The 15,982-nt window shown below is 59.3% G+C and carries 13 protein-coding genes and 1 pseudogene; 5 read left to right on the top strand and 9 right to left on the bottom strand.

Annotation, left to right across the window (positions count from 1 at the left end; all coding sequences use genetic code 11):
- Position 1 precedes the first annotated feature (1 nt).
- Genes DYL59_RS12685 through DYL59_RS12665 form a run of 5 tightly spaced genes read right to left on the bottom strand, consistent with a single transcriptional unit; the run spans position 2 to position 5,324 of the window.
- Entirely contained in the window at positions 2–997 is a 996-nt protein-coding gene (locus DYL59_RS12685) for an AAA family ATPase (RefSeq protein ID WP_135289476.1), read from the bottom strand.
- Positions 994–2,151, bottom strand: a complete 1,158-nt coding sequence (locus DYL59_RS12680) for a DUF4350 domain-containing protein (protein WP_135289475.1) — start codon at positions 2,149–2,151, stop codon at positions 994–996. The genes DYL59_RS12685 and DYL59_RS12680 overlap by 4 nt, the downstream gene beginning before the upstream one ends.
- Complete coding sequence (locus DYL59_RS12675; protein WP_135289474.1) at positions 2,148–3,668, bottom strand: DUF4129 domain-containing protein; 1,521 nt, start codon at positions 3,666–3,668, stop codon at positions 2,148–2,150. The genes DYL59_RS12680 and DYL59_RS12675 overlap by 4 nt, the downstream gene beginning before the upstream one ends.
- Positions 3,655–4,635 (bottom strand): stage II sporulation protein M, encoded by a 981-nt coding sequence (locus tag DYL59_RS12670; RefSeq protein ID WP_135289473.1) that lies wholly within the window; start codon positions 4,633–4,635, stop codon positions 3,655–3,657. The genes DYL59_RS12675 and DYL59_RS12670 overlap by 14 nt, the downstream gene beginning before the upstream one ends.
- Positions 4,632–5,324, bottom strand: coding sequence for an RDD family protein (locus DYL59_RS12665; RefSeq protein WP_135289472.1), 693 nt, complete (start codon positions 5,322–5,324; stop codon positions 4,632–4,634). The genes DYL59_RS12670 and DYL59_RS12665 overlap by 4 nt, the downstream gene beginning before the upstream one ends.
- A gap of 167 nt (positions 5,325–5,491) precedes the next feature.
- On the opposite strand from DYL59_RS12665, the gene sbcB reads away from it, so the two are divergent.
- The gene (sbcB, locus tag DYL59_RS12660; protein ID WP_135289471.1) at positions 5,492–6,919 is read left to right on the top strand and encodes an exodeoxyribonuclease I; all 1,428 of its coding nucleotides are present in this window, start codon (positions 5,492–5,494) and stop codon (positions 6,917–6,919) included.
- 90 nt (positions 6,920–7,009) lie between these two features.
- Here sbcB and mvaT read toward each other — a convergent pair whose 3' ends face one another.
- Positions 7,010–7,384, bottom strand: a complete 375-nt coding sequence (gene mvaT, locus DYL59_RS12655; protein ID WP_005790963.1) for a histone-like nucleoid-structuring protein MvaT — start codon at positions 7,382–7,384, stop codon at positions 7,010–7,012.
- 350 nt (positions 7,385–7,734) lie between these two features.
- Between mvaT and purU the strand changes: the two genes are divergently transcribed.
- Together purU and DYL59_RS31375 are read left to right on the top strand one after the other, a co-directional pair.
- Positions 7,735–8,583: a formyltetrahydrofolate deformylase gene (gene purU / locus DYL59_RS12645; protein ID WP_135289469.1), complete on the top strand. Its 849-nt coding sequence runs from the start codon at positions 7,735–7,737 to the stop codon at positions 8,581–8,583.
- 90 nt (positions 8,584–8,673) lie between these two features.
- A complete protein-coding gene (locus tag DYL59_RS31375) occupies positions 8,674–8,844 on the top strand; it encodes a hypothetical protein (RefSeq protein ID WP_167496678.1) in 171 nt (56 codons plus the stop codon).
- A gap of 12 nt (positions 8,845–8,856) precedes the next feature.
- Here DYL59_RS31375 and DYL59_RS32050 read toward each other — a convergent pair whose 3' ends face one another.
- Together DYL59_RS32050 and DYL59_RS32045 are read right to left on the bottom strand one after the other, a co-directional pair.
- The gene (locus DYL59_RS32050; RefSeq protein WP_420359281.1) at positions 8,857–9,621 is read right to left on the bottom strand and encodes a methyl-accepting chemotaxis protein; all 765 of its coding nucleotides are present in this window, start codon (positions 9,619–9,621) and stop codon (positions 8,857–8,859) included.
- 93 nt (positions 9,622–9,714) lie between these two features.
- Positions 9,715–10,746, bottom strand: a pseudogene (locus DYL59_RS32045) (HAMP domain-containing protein); the annotation flags it as partial.
- A gap of 203 nt (positions 10,747–10,949) precedes the next feature.
- Between DYL59_RS32045 and DYL59_RS12635 the strand changes: the two are divergent.
- Positions 10,950–12,428, top strand: coding sequence for a helicase HerA-like domain-containing protein (locus DYL59_RS12635; RefSeq protein ID WP_135289504.1), 1,479 nt, complete (start codon positions 10,950–10,952; stop codon positions 12,426–12,428).
- A 4-nt stretch (positions 12,429–12,432) separates the two neighbouring features.
- On the opposite strand, the gene DYL59_RS12630 is transcribed toward DYL59_RS12635, so the two are convergent.
- The gene (locus DYL59_RS12630; RefSeq protein ID WP_135289467.1) at positions 12,433–12,888 is read right to left on the bottom strand and encodes a DUF721 domain-containing protein; all 456 of its coding nucleotides are present in this window, start codon (positions 12,886–12,888) and stop codon (positions 12,433–12,435) included.
- Between the two features lie 306 nt (positions 12,889–13,194).
- Here DYL59_RS12630 and secA point away from each other — a divergent pair, with 306 nt between their 5' ends.
- The gene (gene secA, locus DYL59_RS12625) at positions 13,195–15,930 is read left to right on the top strand and encodes a preprotein translocase subunit SecA (protein WP_135289466.1); all 2,736 of its coding nucleotides are present in this window, start codon (positions 13,195–13,197) and stop codon (positions 15,928–15,930) included.
- Positions 15,931–15,982: the final 52 nt, after the last annotated feature.

The following is a 15,982-nucleotide window of genomic DNA, read 5'->3' as shown; positions in this document are numbered from 1 at the left end:
CTCATTGCCGGGGAGCCGGGATTTGGTCCAGCAGTTGCTGGAGCACTTGGTCGACTTCCAGCCCGTCAATGTCCAGCTCTGGCGCGATGCGCACCCGGTGGCGCAGTACGGCGAGCGCGCAACCCTTGATGTCATCCGGGGTGACGAACTCACCCCCGCGTAGCAGTGCACGGGCACGAGCGCCGCTTACCAGGGCGATGGACGCACGGGGGCCTGCGCCGATGGCCAGGCCTGGCCAGCTGCGGGTAGCCCGTGCCAGGCGTACGGCATAGTCGAGCACCTGCTCATCCATTGCCAGCCCGCTGGCAACCTGTTGCAGCTGCAGTACGTCTTGAGCCTTCAATACTGTGCGCAGCGGGTGCACATCCAACATGTCGGCCCGGGACGAGCGGGTCACCTCGCGCACCATATCCAGCTCTTGCTGCGCGTCGGGATAGTCCATGCGCACCTTGAGCATGAACCGATCCAGTTCGGCTTCCGGCAGTGGGTAGGTTCCTTCCTGTTCGATGGGGTTCTGGGTGGCCAGCACCATGAACGGTTGCCCGATGGGCAGTGCCTGGCCTTCGAGTGTTACCTGCCGCTCCTGCATGGCTTCAAGCAGGGCCGCCTGGGTCTTGGCCGGGGCACGGTTGATTTCGTCGGCCAGTAACAGGTGGGTGAACACCGGCCCCTTGCGCAGCTTGAATTGCTCGGTGTGCAGGTCATACACAGCGTGGCCGGTGACATCGCTGGGCATGAGGTCCGGGGTGAACTGGATGCGTGCGAAGTCGCCGTCGAAACACCGTGCCAAGGCACGCACCAGCAAGGTCTTGCCCAGGCCAGGCACACCCTCAAGCAGCACATGGCCGCCGGCGAGCAGGGCAGTAAGCACATCATCGATCACGGGATCCTGGCCAATCACGGCCTTGCGTAGCTCGGCACGCAGGGCCTGAGCTTGTTGGGTGGCGCGTTGCAAGGTCTCGGTGGTCAGGGCAGTAGCCGTTGTCAATTCACTCATAGGGCATTCCTGAGGGTTTGCAGGCACGCCACCTGCCGGCTGAAATCGGCGCTGGAAAGCCGTTTTGCCGGGAGTGGGCCGAGGGCCTGGCGGATGACGTGAGAAGGTTGATGTGTCAGGTGTTCAAGGACCTGCCACTGTTCAGTGTTATCGAGGTGTTCAAAGCCGGGATGTCGGCGGCGGGCCGCGCGCAGTAGGTCGCGCTGCAAGGCGTGCAGCAGCGTGCCCTGGCCATTGCGGCGCAGCAGGAAGTCGGCACTCGCCTTCAAGTGTTCCAGCAACTGCCGGCGGGCCTTGGGGGCCGGGGGCTGGACCGGGCCCTGACGCATGCCGACGTGCCAGAGAGCGAGTCCGATCAAGGCGATGAGCGCCACCAAGGCTTGGGGGAAGTATCGGATCAGCAGGGTGAGCAGGTCATCGACGTCGCTGTTGAACAGCAAGGTTACTGCCGTGCCCTGGCCCAGGTACCACAGCAGCCAGGCGTTATCGTGTTGGCCGATGCTGGGGTTTTTCCATAGGTCGCTGTCGGTGATGACCGTCACGCGGCCATCGCCGATGTTGAGTTGCATCAGGTGGCTTGAGTTGGCGCTGTTGGCGGAAAATTGCGCCAGGTGGCTGGGGTCGGTGAGGTTGAAGCCGGTGTCGAAGCTGAAATAAGCCGGCGCCGTTTCATTGTCGACATAGAGCTTGGTAAGGTCCGGCGTTTTCTTTTTGCGGGCCGGCACGGGCTCGTCGGGCTCATCACTCAACATCTGATGGATATGCAGCCGATCAAGCAATAGATCGCCGCTTTTACCCGTTTCTTCATCCCATAGTGCTTCGGCTACCAACAGCAAATGACCGCCAGCCTTGGCCCATGTCAGTAGTTGTTCGACTTGGCGGGGCGACATGCTGCTACGTTCGCCCAGCAACAAGAGGCTATTCCCCTTGGAGGGCAGGGTGGCCAGCCGTTCTAGGCTTTGGGCATGCTCCACGGCCAGCCCTTGCAAGCGCAGGAAGCGCTCAGCGGCCAAGTACGGATTGGCCAGGGCTTCAGGGGATGGGCCTCGATCTATCACTTCTTCATAGGGAATCGCTTTGTGCCAGGCGTAAAAGGCTCCTGCTCCCATCAGGCACGCCAGCATCAGGCCAACCCACAGCAATGGACGATTCATTGCGGGCCCCCCGAATTGAAAAGGGCACGCCAATCGTTACACAGTTTCAGCTGTGCGCAAGCGGGGGGCAGTTGATGGCCATAGGCAAGGTTTTGCCAGTGTTGGGTCAACTCATTGCTGAAGGCTAGCAATTGAGGTCGCTGCAACTGGTGAACACGTTCGAGGACCTGGCCTTCAGTGTCGGCGCTGGTGAGTGGCAACTGGAAGTCATGCAGCAACCTGCTCAGCAAGCCCCGATACAACAGGCCAAGGGCTTCCCGCGGTTGGGTAGACCACAGGCGCTCGGCGGCACTGGCGATATCGTCGGGCAAGGTGCCCGCATGCAGTTCCAGCCCGAACAGTTGTGCCGGTGTGGGCTTGGTGGCCTTGAGTACCCGTGGCCCGCGCCGACTGACGAAGGCGTGCAACCAATCGCGATAGCGCCACACGAGTAACGCTAAGCCTGCAACCAGCAAGCTCCACAGCAGCACCTCCAAACCATGGGCAACATGCTTGAAGGCGTTGCTGTTGAGGCCGTCCAGCAGCGTCTGTAGCCAGTCTGGAAGTTTTGCATCGCCGTGCACTTTACTTTTAACGGCAGGTTTTTCTTCGGCGAAACGGTAGCGGGTAACGGTCTCCGGATTTTTGAAGGGCGGCTGGTCCAGCAACGACTTGATCGATTGGCTTGAGACTTGGGGGCTCAGCGACTTTGCGTCATCCGCCATGGCGGGAGAGTGAAAAGGCAGCAGTGTCAGCCCGACCACCAGCAGTAGCAGTGGGGCCACGCTGCTCAAGCGTTGGCGCAGGCGGCGGAACACCAGTTCAAGGTCCCAGGCTTCCAGAACAGTGCGGCGATTGAGATAGAGGCTGAACCCGCAGGCAACGTAGATCGGTTCCCAAAACACCAGGATCAAGGCGTAGAACCCATTGCCCAGATGTTCCAGCCACAATCCTTCGGGGCTGGAAGCCAGCGCAAGGCGCTGCCAGTCCCAACCCGTTTCAATCTGCTGCGGGATGAAAAGATAGAACAGCGCCATGCAGCCGAACAACAAACCGATTTCCAGATGGACGCCGATGGTGGTCAGCCAGCGTGCGGCACCGGCATTGCGCTGGAGCAGTACGCCGAGGCGTTTTTGCCGAGCGTCGCCGTCCAGGCCTTCGAGTTGGCTGACCGGCATGGCAAAGCTGCGGCTCAGGCTGAACCTTCGCCAGGTCAGGCTGGCCAGCAATTGGCCCTTGAGCAGGCGTGGCCACTGGCGCACCGCTTGCTTGAGGCTGGGCGTTTCGCCAAACAACGCTTTGGACAGGATATACAGCGGCAAGCGGTCGAACGCCGGCTTGAACCACCAGAACAGGAACATGGCGGTAGACGGATACTTCCACAATAAAACCGTGAGCAGGATAAACACCGGCAATGTCACCAATGCCCAACTGCTCATCAAAAGCACGCGATGTTCCCGGGCCATTAATACGCCAAGGTCCATGGCTTCCCAGGAGGTGCGTGGGCGAATCACCACGCTGGCATCACTGAGGCGCATGGCGAGCCCTCCCGGCGAGGGTCAGGTAAGCGGCTACCAACAACCAGAGCAGCGTACCCACCAGGTATTTGATCCAGGGAGCGACCTGGGTAGTGGACGACCAATAGGCCTCGATGAATGCGGCAATCAGCAGGAACACCATGACACCACACAATATCCGCACGCTTTTAAGTGCCGCCAGCCGCAAGGATTCGCTACGCGCCAACTGGCCGGGCGCGATCAGTGACCAGCCCAGTTGCAGGCCAGCGGCGCCGGCCAGGGCGATGGCGGTCAATTCAAAGGCACCATGCCCGATCACGAACGACCAGAAGGTCTGGCCATAGCCGATCTCGGTCAGGTGCCCGGAAATCGCACCAATGATCAGCCCATTGAAAATCAGGAAAAACACACTGCCCAGGCCAAACAGCAACCCGGCAGCAAAGGTCTGGAAGGCGATGCCGATGTTGTGCATGACGTAGTAGCCAAACATCATCCAGTCTTCACTCGATGCGCGCTCGGCGGCGCGCCCCAGGCGGCTGGCATCGGGGTCGTACATGCCTTGCATCTCGGCCACCTGCTGGGGGCTGACAATGCTGTAGATCAGGTCGGGAAACAGATAGACCAGCAGCGCGATGCCCACCAGGCTGCCAAAAAACAGCAGGCTGGCGATCAGTACAAACCGCCACTGTTCGCGCACCAGTCGAGGGAAACCGGCCAGTAGGAACGCCAGCACGTTTGCCCCCAGTTGGCTGCGATGACGGTACAGCTGTTGATGCCCGCGCAAGGCCAGTTGCTGCAGGGGATCCACCAGGTAACTGCTGTAGCCGCGCGCTTGGGCCAGGGCCAGGTGCTGGCACAGGCGCCGGTATTGATGAGGGAAGTCGGCGACGTCACTGGCCTTGACCTTGCCTTGCTCCAACTGCTTGAGCAGATCGGCGAAGGCTTGCCATTGGGGCTGGTGTCGGCTTTCGAACAGGCTCTGTTTCATGTCGGCCCCAGCAGGCCACGGGCCACGCCATTGAGTTGTTCCACGGCGCGGGCCGGTGAGACTTGCAACGGCGTCGCCAGGATCGAGGCCAGTTCGTGGGCCCGTTCTGCGGACAGTTCGCCCTGACGCTCCGCAAAGCCGAGGATTGCCCGTTGCTCGCTCAACTCAAGGGCAAAGGGCAAGCGCAAGGCGGCGGCCTTGGGCACTTGAGGGCGAGCCAGTGGCTGTTCGCGGTAGATCACCAGAGTACCTGCAGCCAGGTCGCCGAGGCGTTTGAAGTGGGGGTGCTGCAGGCAACTGATGGCACCGAGAAAGTAGCCGAAAGGCAACATATCGACAAAGCGCAGCAGGTTGCGGATCAGCGACGCGGACCAGCCGATAGGCGTGCCGTCGTCCTGCACTACGCGCAACCCCATGACCTGCTTGCCCGGTGAGCAGCCCTGATTGAGTACTTCGAACAGCACCATGTACCACCAACTGACCAGGAACAGCAGCAGCGAGCCCAGGCCGATCCCGATATTGCCCAACAAGGCCAAGGGCACCAGGAATACGCCCATGACCACTGCGCGTGCACCCAGGTCGAAGGCAAAGGCCAGCGCGCGTGGCATCAGGCCTGCCGGGCGCAGGGGCAGGTCGATACCTTCTGGGGTCTCGATCTGGTAGCGGGTGTCCAATGGGGCTGATGGCATCGCGATCCTTGGCAGTGCAGAGTGGCTGGCAGACACGGATGCTAGCAGTGTCGGCAATGGAAGCAACCACTCAAGGTTTTGCTGGATGTTTGTACAGTGTATTTGGTGCTGGTCGCGAGGGCTGTCCAGCGCCTAGACTTTGTTGATCTTCAGTACAGGAACAGCCCGTGACCTCCATTTTCTGGTACGACTATGAAACCACCGGCATCAATCCGCGCAGTGATCGCCCCCTCCAGGTAGCCGGAATCCGCACAGACCTCGAACTCAATGAGATCGGCCCGCCGGTCAATCTCTATTGCCAGCCCAGCGACGATATCCTGCCCCATCCGGCGGCCTGTGCGATTACCGGTATAACCCCTGGGGTACTCGCGGAAAAAGGCCTGGCCGAAGCGGACTTCATGACCCGGGTGCACACCGAGCTTGCGGCCCCTGGTACTTGTGGCGCGGGTTACAACACCTTGCGGTTCGATGACGAAATGACGCGCTACAGCCTGTATCGCAATTTTTTCGACCCCTACGCGCGTGAGTGGCAGGGGGGTAACAGCCGATGGGACTTGATCGATGTAGTGCGTACCGCCTACGCCCTGCGTCCGGAAGGTATCGAGTGGCCGCAGCAGGATGGGCGTGTGACCCTCAAGCTGGAGCGCCTGACCGAAGCCAACGGTATCGACCATGGCCAGGCCCATGATGCGCTGTCCGATGTGCGCGCCACGATTGCTCTGGCCCGACGGGTGCGCGAAAAACAACCCAAGTTGTACGACTGGCTGTTCCAACTGCGCAGCAAGCAGCGGGTAATGGACCAAGTGCGCCTGCTGCAACCGATGGTGCATATCTCTGGGCGTTTCTCGGCCGAGCGTCACTACCTGGGCGTGGTATTGCCCCTGGCCTGGCACCCGCGCAATCGCAATGCATTGATCGTCTGCGACCTGGGGCTCGACCCCCAGGGGTTGCTGGACCTCGATGCAGATACTTTGCGCCAGCGCCTTTATACCCGGCGCGAGGATCTTGCCGCGGGGGAACTGCCGGTACCATTGAAGTTGGTGCATATCAACCGCTGCCCAGTGGTCGCTCCGTTGAATGTTTTGCGGGCCGAAGACCGTCAACGTCTGCAACTGGATATGGACAGTTATCAGGTGCGTGCACTGCGGCTAACCGACGCACAGGAACTTTGGCGTGACAAGTTGGCGGCTATTTACGCCGAAGAGGAATTTGCACCGAATTCAGACCCGGAACAGCAGCTTTACGATGGTTTTATTGGTGACCGGGACCGGCGTTTATGCGAACAAGTCCGCTCGGCCGAGCCGATGCAATTAGCGCGACAGCAGTGGCCATTTGATGATGATCGTTTGCCTGAATTATTGTTTCGCTACCGCGCACGTAACTTCCCCGATACCTTGAACAGCGAGGAGCAACAACGCTGGAAACTTTTCTGTCAGCAACGTTTGTCAAACCCTGAGTGGGGGGCACCCAATACCCTGGATGCATTTAAAAAAGCACGGCTGGAGTTGGCGGTTAGTGCGACGCCATTCCAGCTCGGGGTACTGGACCAGTGGCAGGAATATGCTGACACTTTAGCCGCGCGTGTGAACCTGTAGCCGTTTTCAACAAAACAGACAGGCAATAAAAAACGCCAGCAAGCTGGCGTTTTTCATAGTGTGGCGTTCTAAGCGTGAACCTTGCGAGGCTTAGCCCAGCAGCGTAGCCCAGCCTTCAACCACGTCACCGCCCCACTTGGCTTTCCACTCTTTCAGCGTTTTGTGGTTGCCACCTTTGGTTTCAATGACTTCGCCGTTGTGCGGGTTTTTGTATTGTTTGACCTTGCGAGCACGCTTGGTGCCAGTAGTTTTCACCGCGCCGCGAGGTGCTTTAACTTTCGATTCTGGATCCAGCAGCGCGATGATGTCACGCAGGGATTTGGAGTATTCACCCATCAGGGTGCGCAGTTTGCCTTCGAATTCCAGCTCGGTTTGCAGTTTGTCGTCTTGGGACAGGTTCTTCAAACGGGCTTGCAGCTCTTTGATAGCTTCTTCAGTGGCACGGTATTCGTTGATCAGAGACATGTGGACTACCTTATGTAGAGCGCTGATTGACAGGGAGAGTGGCCCAATAATAGTCAGGCGGTTTCCTCAAGTAAACATTTAAGGGTGCATTTAGGTGAATTACTTTGGATGTTTGTGGCTAACCCCATCGATCGAGTTAATTACTAGGTCGTATGCCTAAAGAGAGTTTCCTTGAAATGTCGGCAGTAGACTGAGCAAGGCGCAGTAGGCCCATATTAAGGTGGTAAATCCTTAGGTTATTAAGGGGCAAGCCGGGGGCTGGCGATCGGAATAAACGATAACGAATAATGCAGTTTTGCTGCGTAATCGCTAGAATGGCGGCCTTTGCGAAGTTCTGGAGTCTCCCCCTAATGCGCACTTTTCGGCTGGTGATTGCTTGCCCGGACCGGGTAGGTATCGTTGCCAAAGTCAGTAACTTTCTGGCGTCCCACAACGGCTGGATCACCGAGGCGAGTCATCACTCGGACAATCTCAGCGGTTGGTTCTTCATGCGTCACGAGATTCGTGCAGATTCGCTGCCGTTTGGCCTCGATGCGTTTCGCGAGGCCTTTGCGCCGATCGCCGAAGAGTTTTCGATGACCTGGCATATCACCGACACCGAGCAGAAAAAACGCGTGGTGTTGATGGCCAGCCGTGAATCCCACTGTTTGGCTGACTTGTTGCACCGCTGGCACAGTGACGAGCTGGATTGCGAAATTGCCTGTGTGATCTCCAACCATGACGACCTGCGCAGCATGGTCGAGTGGCATGGCATTCCGTACTACCACGTACCGGTGAACCCGCAGGACAAGGAACCGGCATTCGCCGAGGTCTCCCGCCTGGTCAAGCAGCATGACGCCGACGTGGTGGTGCTGGCGCGCTACATGCAAATCCTGCCGCCGGAGCTGTGCCGCGAGTACGCAGGCAAGGTGATCAACATTCACCACAGCTTCCTGCCGTCGTTTGTCGGTGCCAAGCCTTATCACCAGGCTTCCTTGCGCGGCGTGAAGTTGATCGGCGCGACCTGCCACTACGTCACCGAAGAGCTGGACGCCGGTCCGATCATCGAGCAGGACGTGGTGCGTGTCAGCCACAGTGACAGTATTGAAGACATGGTGCGTTTCGGCCGTGACGTCGAGAAGATGGTGCTGGCCCGTGGCCTGCGTTATCACTTGGAAGACCGCGTGTTGGTGCACGGCAACAAGACTGTCGTGTTCTGATCGACGGGTTTGAGATTGAAGAAACAGGGGCCTGGGCGTTAAATCGTCCCAGGCCCTTTTTCTTTGCCTGCCTTAGTTGAGGAGTGACCGATGAGCGACCCACTGGACAAAGCCACCTCCAAAGCCCCAGCGACGCTAGGGGAGGGGTGTTTGAGCCGGTATGACCCGGATGACCTGAGCAGTGAAGACGGCACCGATTTTCCAGGTGCCGCCGAGTTGTGGGAGCGCGAGCAGGACAAGGCCGAGCCCAAAGGCGAATAACGGCCTGCGCAATCAGATGCGGAAACTGCCCACTAATTGTTTCAATCGTGCGGCTTGCTGTTCCAGGTCGGCGCAGGCGCGCAGGGTTGATTGCAGGTTTTCCACACCTTCCTGGTTGAGGGTGTTGATCTCGGTAATGTCCATGTTGATCGACTCCACCACCGAGGTTTGCTCCTCGGTAGCGGTGGCGACCGACTGGTTCATCCCATCAATCTCACCAATACGCTGGGTCACACTGCTCAGGCGCTCACCGGCCAGGTTGGCGATCTCCACGCTGTCATGGCTGTGACGCTGGCTTTCACTCATGGTACTGACCGAGTCACGGGCGCCGACTTGCAACTCCTCGATCATCTTTTGCACCTGTTGGGCCGATTCCTGAGTGCGGTGCGCCAGGTTGCGCACCTCATCGGCAACCACCGCAAACCCACGTCCGGCTTCCCCGGCCCGGGCGGCTTCAATGGCGGCATTCAACGCCAGCAAGTTGGTTTGCTGGGAGATGCTGGTGATGACTTCCAGGATCTGCCCGATATTTACCGTCTTGCTATTGAGCGCTTCGATATTGCTGCTCGAAGCGCTGATCATCGCTGACAGCTGGTTCATTGCCTTGATATTGCGCTCAACGACTTGCTGGCCATCTTCGGCCAGATGCCGTGCATCGCTGGCCTGGTGCGAGGCCTGCGCCGCATTCCGTGCGATTTCCTGGGCGGCAGCCCCCAGTTCATTGATGGCAGCGGCAACACTGTTGGTGCGGTTGGCCTGCTCGTCAGAGTTGACCATCGAAGAGTTGGAGGCGCTGACCACCCGCAATGCCACTTCATTGACCTGCTCGGTGGCCGAAGACACTTCACGAATCGATGAGTGAATTCGCTCCACGAAGCGGTTGAACGCGTTCCCCAAGGTGCCGAACTCATCATGATTCTGGATGGCCAGGCGGCGGGAGAGGTCACCCTCACCGTCGGCGATGTCCTGCATGGCACGGGTCATCAGGTGCAAAGGTTGTAGCAGCACACGAATCAACATACCCAGCAGGGTGATGATGATCACCACCGCAATGACCGTGGCGATCACCGCCGAGGTACGGAATTCGCTGAGCATGGCGAAGGATTTGTCTTTATCCACCGAAATGCCGAGGTACCACTTCACCGACGGCAGGCCTTTGATTGGGGTAAAGGTCACGATGTTGTCTTTTCCGTTGGCCTCGACTTCGCTGAAGTCGCTGCTGATCTTCGGCGTATTTTTTGGATACATGTCGGCGAGGGTTTTCATCACCAGGTCTTTATCGGGGTGTACCAGTACCTTGCCGTCGGCGCTGACCAGAAATGCATAGCCCCGGCCGCCGAATTTGAGTGCGCCAATGTTATCCACCAGGGTTTGCAGGCTCAGGTCACCGCCGACCACGCCGATGTTCTGGCCGGCCTTGGCACTTGGGGTGGCGATGGAAATGATCAATTGGCCGGTGGCCGCATCGACATACGGTTCGGTCAGGGTTGAGCCATTACTGCTCTGGGCGTCCTTGTACCAAGGGCGAACACGAGGGTCGAAGCCGTCCGGCATCTTGGTGTCGGGCCGGATAGTGAAGGCGCCTTTGCTGTCACCTACGTAGGTGGCCATGAAAGAAGATGTCAGGGTTTTCTCGTCCAGCAGGCCAGCAACGGTGGAGGGTTCCGGGTGGGTAGCGATGTTCTGCGCGGCGTTTTCTACCAGGGCGATGCGTCCGGTGAGCCAGGTCTGGATATTGCTGGCGGTGACATCGCCCATTTCATGCAAATAGTTGTTCAGGTCGTCACGTATGGCGTTGCGTTGCAGGTAATCGTTGTAGAGGGTGAATAACGCAAAAGCGGCGATGACGATAAGGGAGGCTGCAAGCAGGATTTTGTGGCTGAAGCGCAGATTTTTATTCATGGCTTGTAGGGTCCGCTAAGGTCTTAATGTCAGTGCGCGTCCTTGTGGGAAGCGCAGAATGGCAGCGTTAAAAAAGGTGTGATACTTCTTGTGATAGCTCCTCCTGTTCCTGTAGGAACTATCCGATCTTTTTTTAGACTTCGTGGGTCTCACATCCGTCTGTATCGACCTGGCGCAACCAAAGATTAACCATGGGTGACAAAATGCCTCACGCCTCGCAACTCTTGATCGGCGCCGACCTCGCGGGCCAGCCAATCGCCCAGGCCATGCGCCTGGCCAACCGTCACGGGCTTATCGCCGGAGCGACCGGTACGGGCAAGACCGTCACCCTGCAACGCCTGGCAGAGGCCTTCAGTGATGCGGGGGTGGCGGTGTTCGCCGCCGACATCAAGGGCGACCTGTGCGGCCTGGGTGCCGCCGCCAACCCCCAGGGCAAGGTCGCCGAGCGCATAGCCGGCATGCCTTTTTTGGGGTACACGGCCAAGGCTTATCCGGTGACGTTGTGGGATATCCACGGGCAGTCTGGTCATCCCTTGCGCACCACCATCAGCGAAATGGGCCCGCTGCTGCTCGGTGCTTTGCTCGAACTCACCGACAGCCAACAGTCAGCGCTCTACGCCACGTTCAAGGTGGCCGACCGTGAAGGCCTGCTACTGCTGGACCTCAAAGACCTCAAGGCCCTGCTCAATCACCTGCGTTATCACCCGCAACTGCTGGGCGACGATGCGGCGCTGATGACCACCGGCTCCAGCCAGGCGCTGTTGCGCCGTCTTGCGGTATTGGAGCAGCAGGGGGCCGAAGCCTTGTTTGGCGAACCGGCCCTGCAACTTGAGGATATCTTGCAGCCGGCCAGCGATGGCCGTGGGCGTATCCATCTGCTGGACGCCAGCCGCTTGGTGCACGAGGCGCCAAAGGTGTACGCGACGTTTCTGCTGTGGTTGTTGGCGGAGTTGTTCGAGCAACTGCCCGAGCGCGGTGATGCGGACAAACCGCTGCTGGCACTGTTTTTCGACGAGGCGCACCTGCTGTTTGCCGATACCCCCAAGGCGTTGCAGGAGCGTCTTGAGCAAGTGGTGCGGTTGATCCGTTCCAAGGGCGTTGGCGTGTATTTCGTCACCCAATCCCCCGGCGACCTGCCGGACAGCGTGCTGGCTCAACTGGGCCTGCGTATCCAACATGGCTTGCGGGCGTTTACCACCAAAGAGCAAAAATCCCTGCGGGCCGTGGCGGATGGTTTTCGGCCGAACCCGGCCTTTGACGCCTTGGCGGTGCTGACCGAGCTGGGCACAGGTGAGGCGTTGGTGGGCACCTTGCAGGAAAAAGGCACGCCAGAAGTCGTCCAGCGTGTGCTGGTGGCGCCGCCGCAATCGCGGATCGGGCCGCTCAGTGAGGCTGAACGTGCTGCGCTGATCGCCAGTTCACCCTTGCAGGGGCGTTACGACAAGCCCATCGACCGGGAATCGGCCTATGAAGTGCTGATGGCACGCAAGGAGCTTGGGCCGACCGAGAGCGCCACGCCTGCCGCCGAGGAGCCGAGCTTTACCGACAAGGCCGGTGCGTTCCTGGGGACTGCAGCTGGCAAGGCGCTCAAGTCAGCGATGCAGCAGGCCGCGAATCAGATGGGCCGTCAGTTGGTGCGAGGGTTGCTGGGTTCGCTGCTGGGCGGAAGTAAACGCAAGTAGCGTTTCAGGCCTTGGGCTTGGCGTGGGCGGCCAGCCGCTCAAGCGCCGCGCGCAAGCCAGGATCGCTGATGCCGTCGGCGGTTGCCTGGATGGTTTCAGCGGCGTTGGTCGACAAATCCATGGTATGCCCCACCGCGCCTTGCTGGACGGTGGGCGGCTGCACCTTGAACTGGATACGCATCAGGCTGGCGAACTCATCAAAGGCCATCAATTGCCGCTGCAGGCGTTTTTGCTGGTAGCGCAAGCGAGTCGCCCAATGACCGTCTGTGACAATTAGCAGCAGGTTGCCTTCGCGCCACGACGCCACATGACAATGTTCGCGGGCCGCCGGTTGCAGTTGGCTTTCGACCAGGCGCTGCAGATGGCCCAAGCGTTGCGCATGGCCAAAGATGGCTTTCAACGGCTTGGCTTCGCGAAGCAACACGCTGGGTGCGCGGGCTGTAAGAGGGCGAAATGCCATGATCAGACACCTTAAGTAACAGAGCGGGCATCTTAACAGAAAGCACCTGTGGGCCCCCACGGCAATGCATCGGTGGCTTTTTACCGGTCAAATCAACTGTTAACTTCTGCGCTCCATGGGTTGAAGTTCCAGCAAAAGCCCTTATTTTAAACAAGCCCTCTCACAGCACCATGCCAGCATCGGGGAACAACGCCACTTTCCTCACCCACGAATCCGGGTAGAATGCGCGTTCGCATGCGGCCGTGAGGGCTGCTCGGGCCACTCACGGTGCGCCCTCCATCCCTATGTGTGGAAGAACCTGCCGATATGTTTGCGCCTTTGTTAAAGAAACTTTTTGGAAGCAAGAATGAGCGCGAAGTCAAACGCATGCTCAAGACGGTGCAGCTGGTCAATGCCTTCGAAGAGCAGATGGTTGCCCTGTCGGACGAGCAATTGCGCGCCAAGACCCAAGAGTTCAAGGCCCGCATAGCCAAAGGTGAAACCCTCGACAAGCTGCTGCCTGAAGCCTTTGCGGTCGCCCGTGAAGCCGGTAAGCGCGTCATGGGCATGCGCCACTTCGACGTCCAGTTGATCGGCGGCATGACCTTGCATGAAGGCATGATTGCCGAAATGCGTACCGGTGAAGGCAAGACCCTGGTAGCGACCCTGGGCGTTTACCTCAACGCACTGTCCGGCAAGGGCGTGCACGTTGTGACGGTGAACGACTACCTGGCTCGCCGGGACGCCAACTGGATGCGCCCGCTCTATGAATACCTCGGCCTGACCGTCGGCGTAGTAACGCCGTTCCAGCCGCCGGAAGAGAAGCGTGCTGCCTACGCTGCCGACATCACCTACGGCACCAACAACGAATTCGGTTTCGACTACCTGCGCGACAACATGGCGTTCAGCATGGAAGAAAAATTCCAGCGCGAACTCAACTTTGCCGTGATCGACGAAGTCGACTCCATCCTCATCGACGAAGCCCGTACCCCGCTGATCATCTCCGGCCAGGCCGAAGACAGCTCGCGCCTGTACACCGAGATCAACAAGTTGATCCCGCGCCTGGAGCAGCACATCGAGGAAGTGGAAGGCGTGGTGACCAAAGAAGGTCATTTCACCATCGACGAGAAGACCCGCCAGGTCGAACTCAACGAATCCGGCCACCAGTTCGTTGAAGACATGCTGACCCAGATCGGCCTGCTGGCTGAAGGTGAAAGCCTGTACTCGGCGCATAACCTGGGCCTGTTGACCCACGTATACGCCGGCCTGCGTGCCCACAAGCTGTTCCATCGCAACGTCGAATACATCGTGCAGGACGGCCAGGTGGTCCTGGTCGACGAACACACCGGGCGTACCATGCCGGGTCGTCGCCTGTCCGAAGGCCTGCACCAGGCCATCGAAGCCAAGGAAGTGCTCAACATCCAGGCTGAAAGCCAGACGTTGGCCTCCACCACCTTCCAGAACTACTTCCGTCTGTACAACAAACTGTCCGGCATGACCGGTACGGCCGACACCGAAGCGTTCGAGTTCCACCAGATCTACAGCCTGGCCGTGATGGTGATCCCGCCGAACAAGCCGCTGGCCCGTAAAGACTTCAATGACCTGGTGTTCCTGACGGCCGAAGAGAAGTACGCGGCAATCATCAACGACATCAAGGACGGCATGGCCCAGGGTCGTCCGATCCTGGTGGGTACTGCCACCATCGAGACTTCCGAGCATGTATCCAACCTGCTCAACAAGGAAGGCATCGAGCACAAGGTCCTCAACGCCAAGTTCCACGAAAAAGAAGCCGAGATCATCGCCCAGGCCGGTCGCCCAGGCGCACTGACCATCGCCACCAACATGGCCGGTCGTGGTACCGACATCCTGTTGGGCGGCAACTGGGAAGTGGAAGTCGCGGCCCTGGAAAACCCGAGCCCCGAGCAGATCGCCCAGATCAAGGCCGACTGGCAGAAGCGCCACCAGGCCGTGCTGGAATCCGGTGGCCTGCAGGTCATCGCCTCCGAGCGTCACGAATCGCGCCGTATCGACAACCAGTTGCGTGGCCGTGCCGGTCGCCAGGGTGACGCCGGTTCCAGCCGTTTCTACCTGTCGCTTGAAGACAGCCTGATGCGTATCTTCGCCTCGGACCGTGTGAAGAACTTCATGAAAGCCTTAGGGATGCAGTCCGGCGAGGCGATTGAGCACCGCATGGTGACCAACGCCATCGAGAAGGCTCAGCGCAAGGTTGAAGGCCGCAACTTCGATATCCGTAAGCAACTGCTTGAGTTCGATGACGTCAACAACGAACAGCGTAAAGTGATCTATCACATGCGTAACACGTTGCTGGCCGCCGACAACATTGGCGAGACCATCGCCGATTTCCGTCAGGACGTGCTCAATGCCACCGTCAGCGCCCATATCCCGCCACAATCGCTGCCTGAGCAGTGGGATGTTGCCGGCCTGGAAGCTGCGTTGAAGAGCGACTTCGGTGTGGACCTGCCCGTTCAGCAATGGCTGGACGACGACGACCACCTGTACGAAGAAACCCTGCGCGAAAAACTGATGGCCGAACTGTTGGCCGCGTACAACGAGAAAGAAGAGCAGGCGAGTGCCGAAGCACTGCGCACCTTCGAGAAGCAAATCGTACTGCGCGTGCTGGACGACCTGTGGAAAGACCACCTGTCGACCATGGACCACCTGCGTCACGGCATCCACTTGCGTGGCTACGCCCAGAAGAACCCGAAGCAGGAGTACAAGCGCGAGTCGTTCACGCTGTTCTCCGAGTTGCTGGATTCGATCAAGCGCGATTCGATTCGCGTGCTGTCCCACGTTCAGGTGCGTCGCGAAGACCCGATCGAGGAAGAAGCCCGCCTGCGTCAGGAAGCCGAGGCACTGGCTGCGCGCATGCAGTTCCAGCACGACGAAGCACCGGGTCTTGAGCAGCCAGAAGTACTGGGCGAAGAGGTTGATGTGGCCCTGGCCCAGACGCCGGTTCGCAATGATCAGAAGCTGGGCCGCAACGAACTGTGCTGGTGCGGTTCGGGCAAGAAGTTCAAACACTGCCACGGCGAAATCAACTAAGATTTTTGCCTGACGCTGCAACACCCCGCGCCGCGACCGGCCTTTGCCGTCG

It is taken from the genome of Pseudomonas kairouanensis, from assembly GCF_004682055.1.
Taxonomy (GTDB): Bacteria; Pseudomonadota; Gammaproteobacteria; order Pseudomonadales; family Pseudomonadaceae; genus Aquipseudomonas; species Aquipseudomonas kairouanensis.
Note: the sequence above shows the minus strand (reverse complement) of the source record. Positions and strands in the feature narration are given on the sequence as shown.

What these genes read in the sequence shown, in the direction of transcription:
- DYL59_RS12630 (WP_135289467.1), bottom strand. Translation starts at nt 12,888, where the DNA reads ATGGCATTTCGCCCTCTTACAGCCCGCGCACCCAGCGTGTTGCTTCGC.
- DYL59_RS32050 (WP_420359281.1), bottom strand. Translation starts at nt 9,621, where the DNA reads ATGGTCAACTCTGACGAGCAGGCCAACCGCACCAACAGTGTTGCCGCT.
- DYL59_RS12675 (WP_135289474.1), bottom strand. Translation starts at nt 3,668, where the DNA reads ATGCGCCTCAGTGATGCCAGCGTGGTGATTCGCCCACGCACCTCCTGG.
- DYL59_RS31375 (WP_167496678.1), top strand. Translation starts at nt 8,674, where the DNA reads ATGAGCGACCCACTGGACAAAGCCACCTCCAAAGCCCCAGCGACGCTA.
- DYL59_RS12635 (WP_135289504.1), top strand. Translation starts at nt 10,950, where the DNA reads ATGCCTCACGCCTCGCAACTCTTGATCGGCGCCGACCTCGCGGGCCAG.
- DYL59_RS12680 (WP_135289475.1), bottom strand. Translation starts at nt 2,151, where the DNA reads ATGAATCGTCCATTGCTGTGGGTTGGCCTGATGCTGGCGTGCCTGATG.
- DYL59_RS12685 (WP_135289476.1), bottom strand. Translation starts at nt 997, where the DNA reads ATGAGTGAATTGACAACGGCTACTGCCCTGACCACCGAGACCTTGCAA.
- DYL59_RS12665 (WP_135289472.1), bottom strand. Translation starts at nt 5,324, where the DNA reads ATGCCATCAGCCCCATTGGACACCCGCTACCAGATCGAGACCCCAGAA.
- secA (WP_135289466.1), top strand. Translation starts at nt 13,195, where the DNA reads ATGTTTGCGCCTTTGTTAAAGAAACTTTTTGGAAGCAAGAATGAGCGC.
- mvaT (WP_005790963.1), bottom strand. Translation starts at nt 7,384, where the DNA reads ATGTCTCTGATCAACGAATACCGTGCCACTGAAGAAGCTATCAAAGAG.
- DYL59_RS12670 (WP_135289473.1), bottom strand. Translation starts at nt 4,635, where the DNA reads ATGAAACAGAGCCTGTTCGAAAGCCGACACCAGCCCCAATGGCAAGCC.
- purU (WP_135289469.1), top strand. Translation starts at nt 7,735, where the DNA reads ATGCGCACTTTTCGGCTGGTGATTGCTTGCCCGGACCGGGTAGGTATC.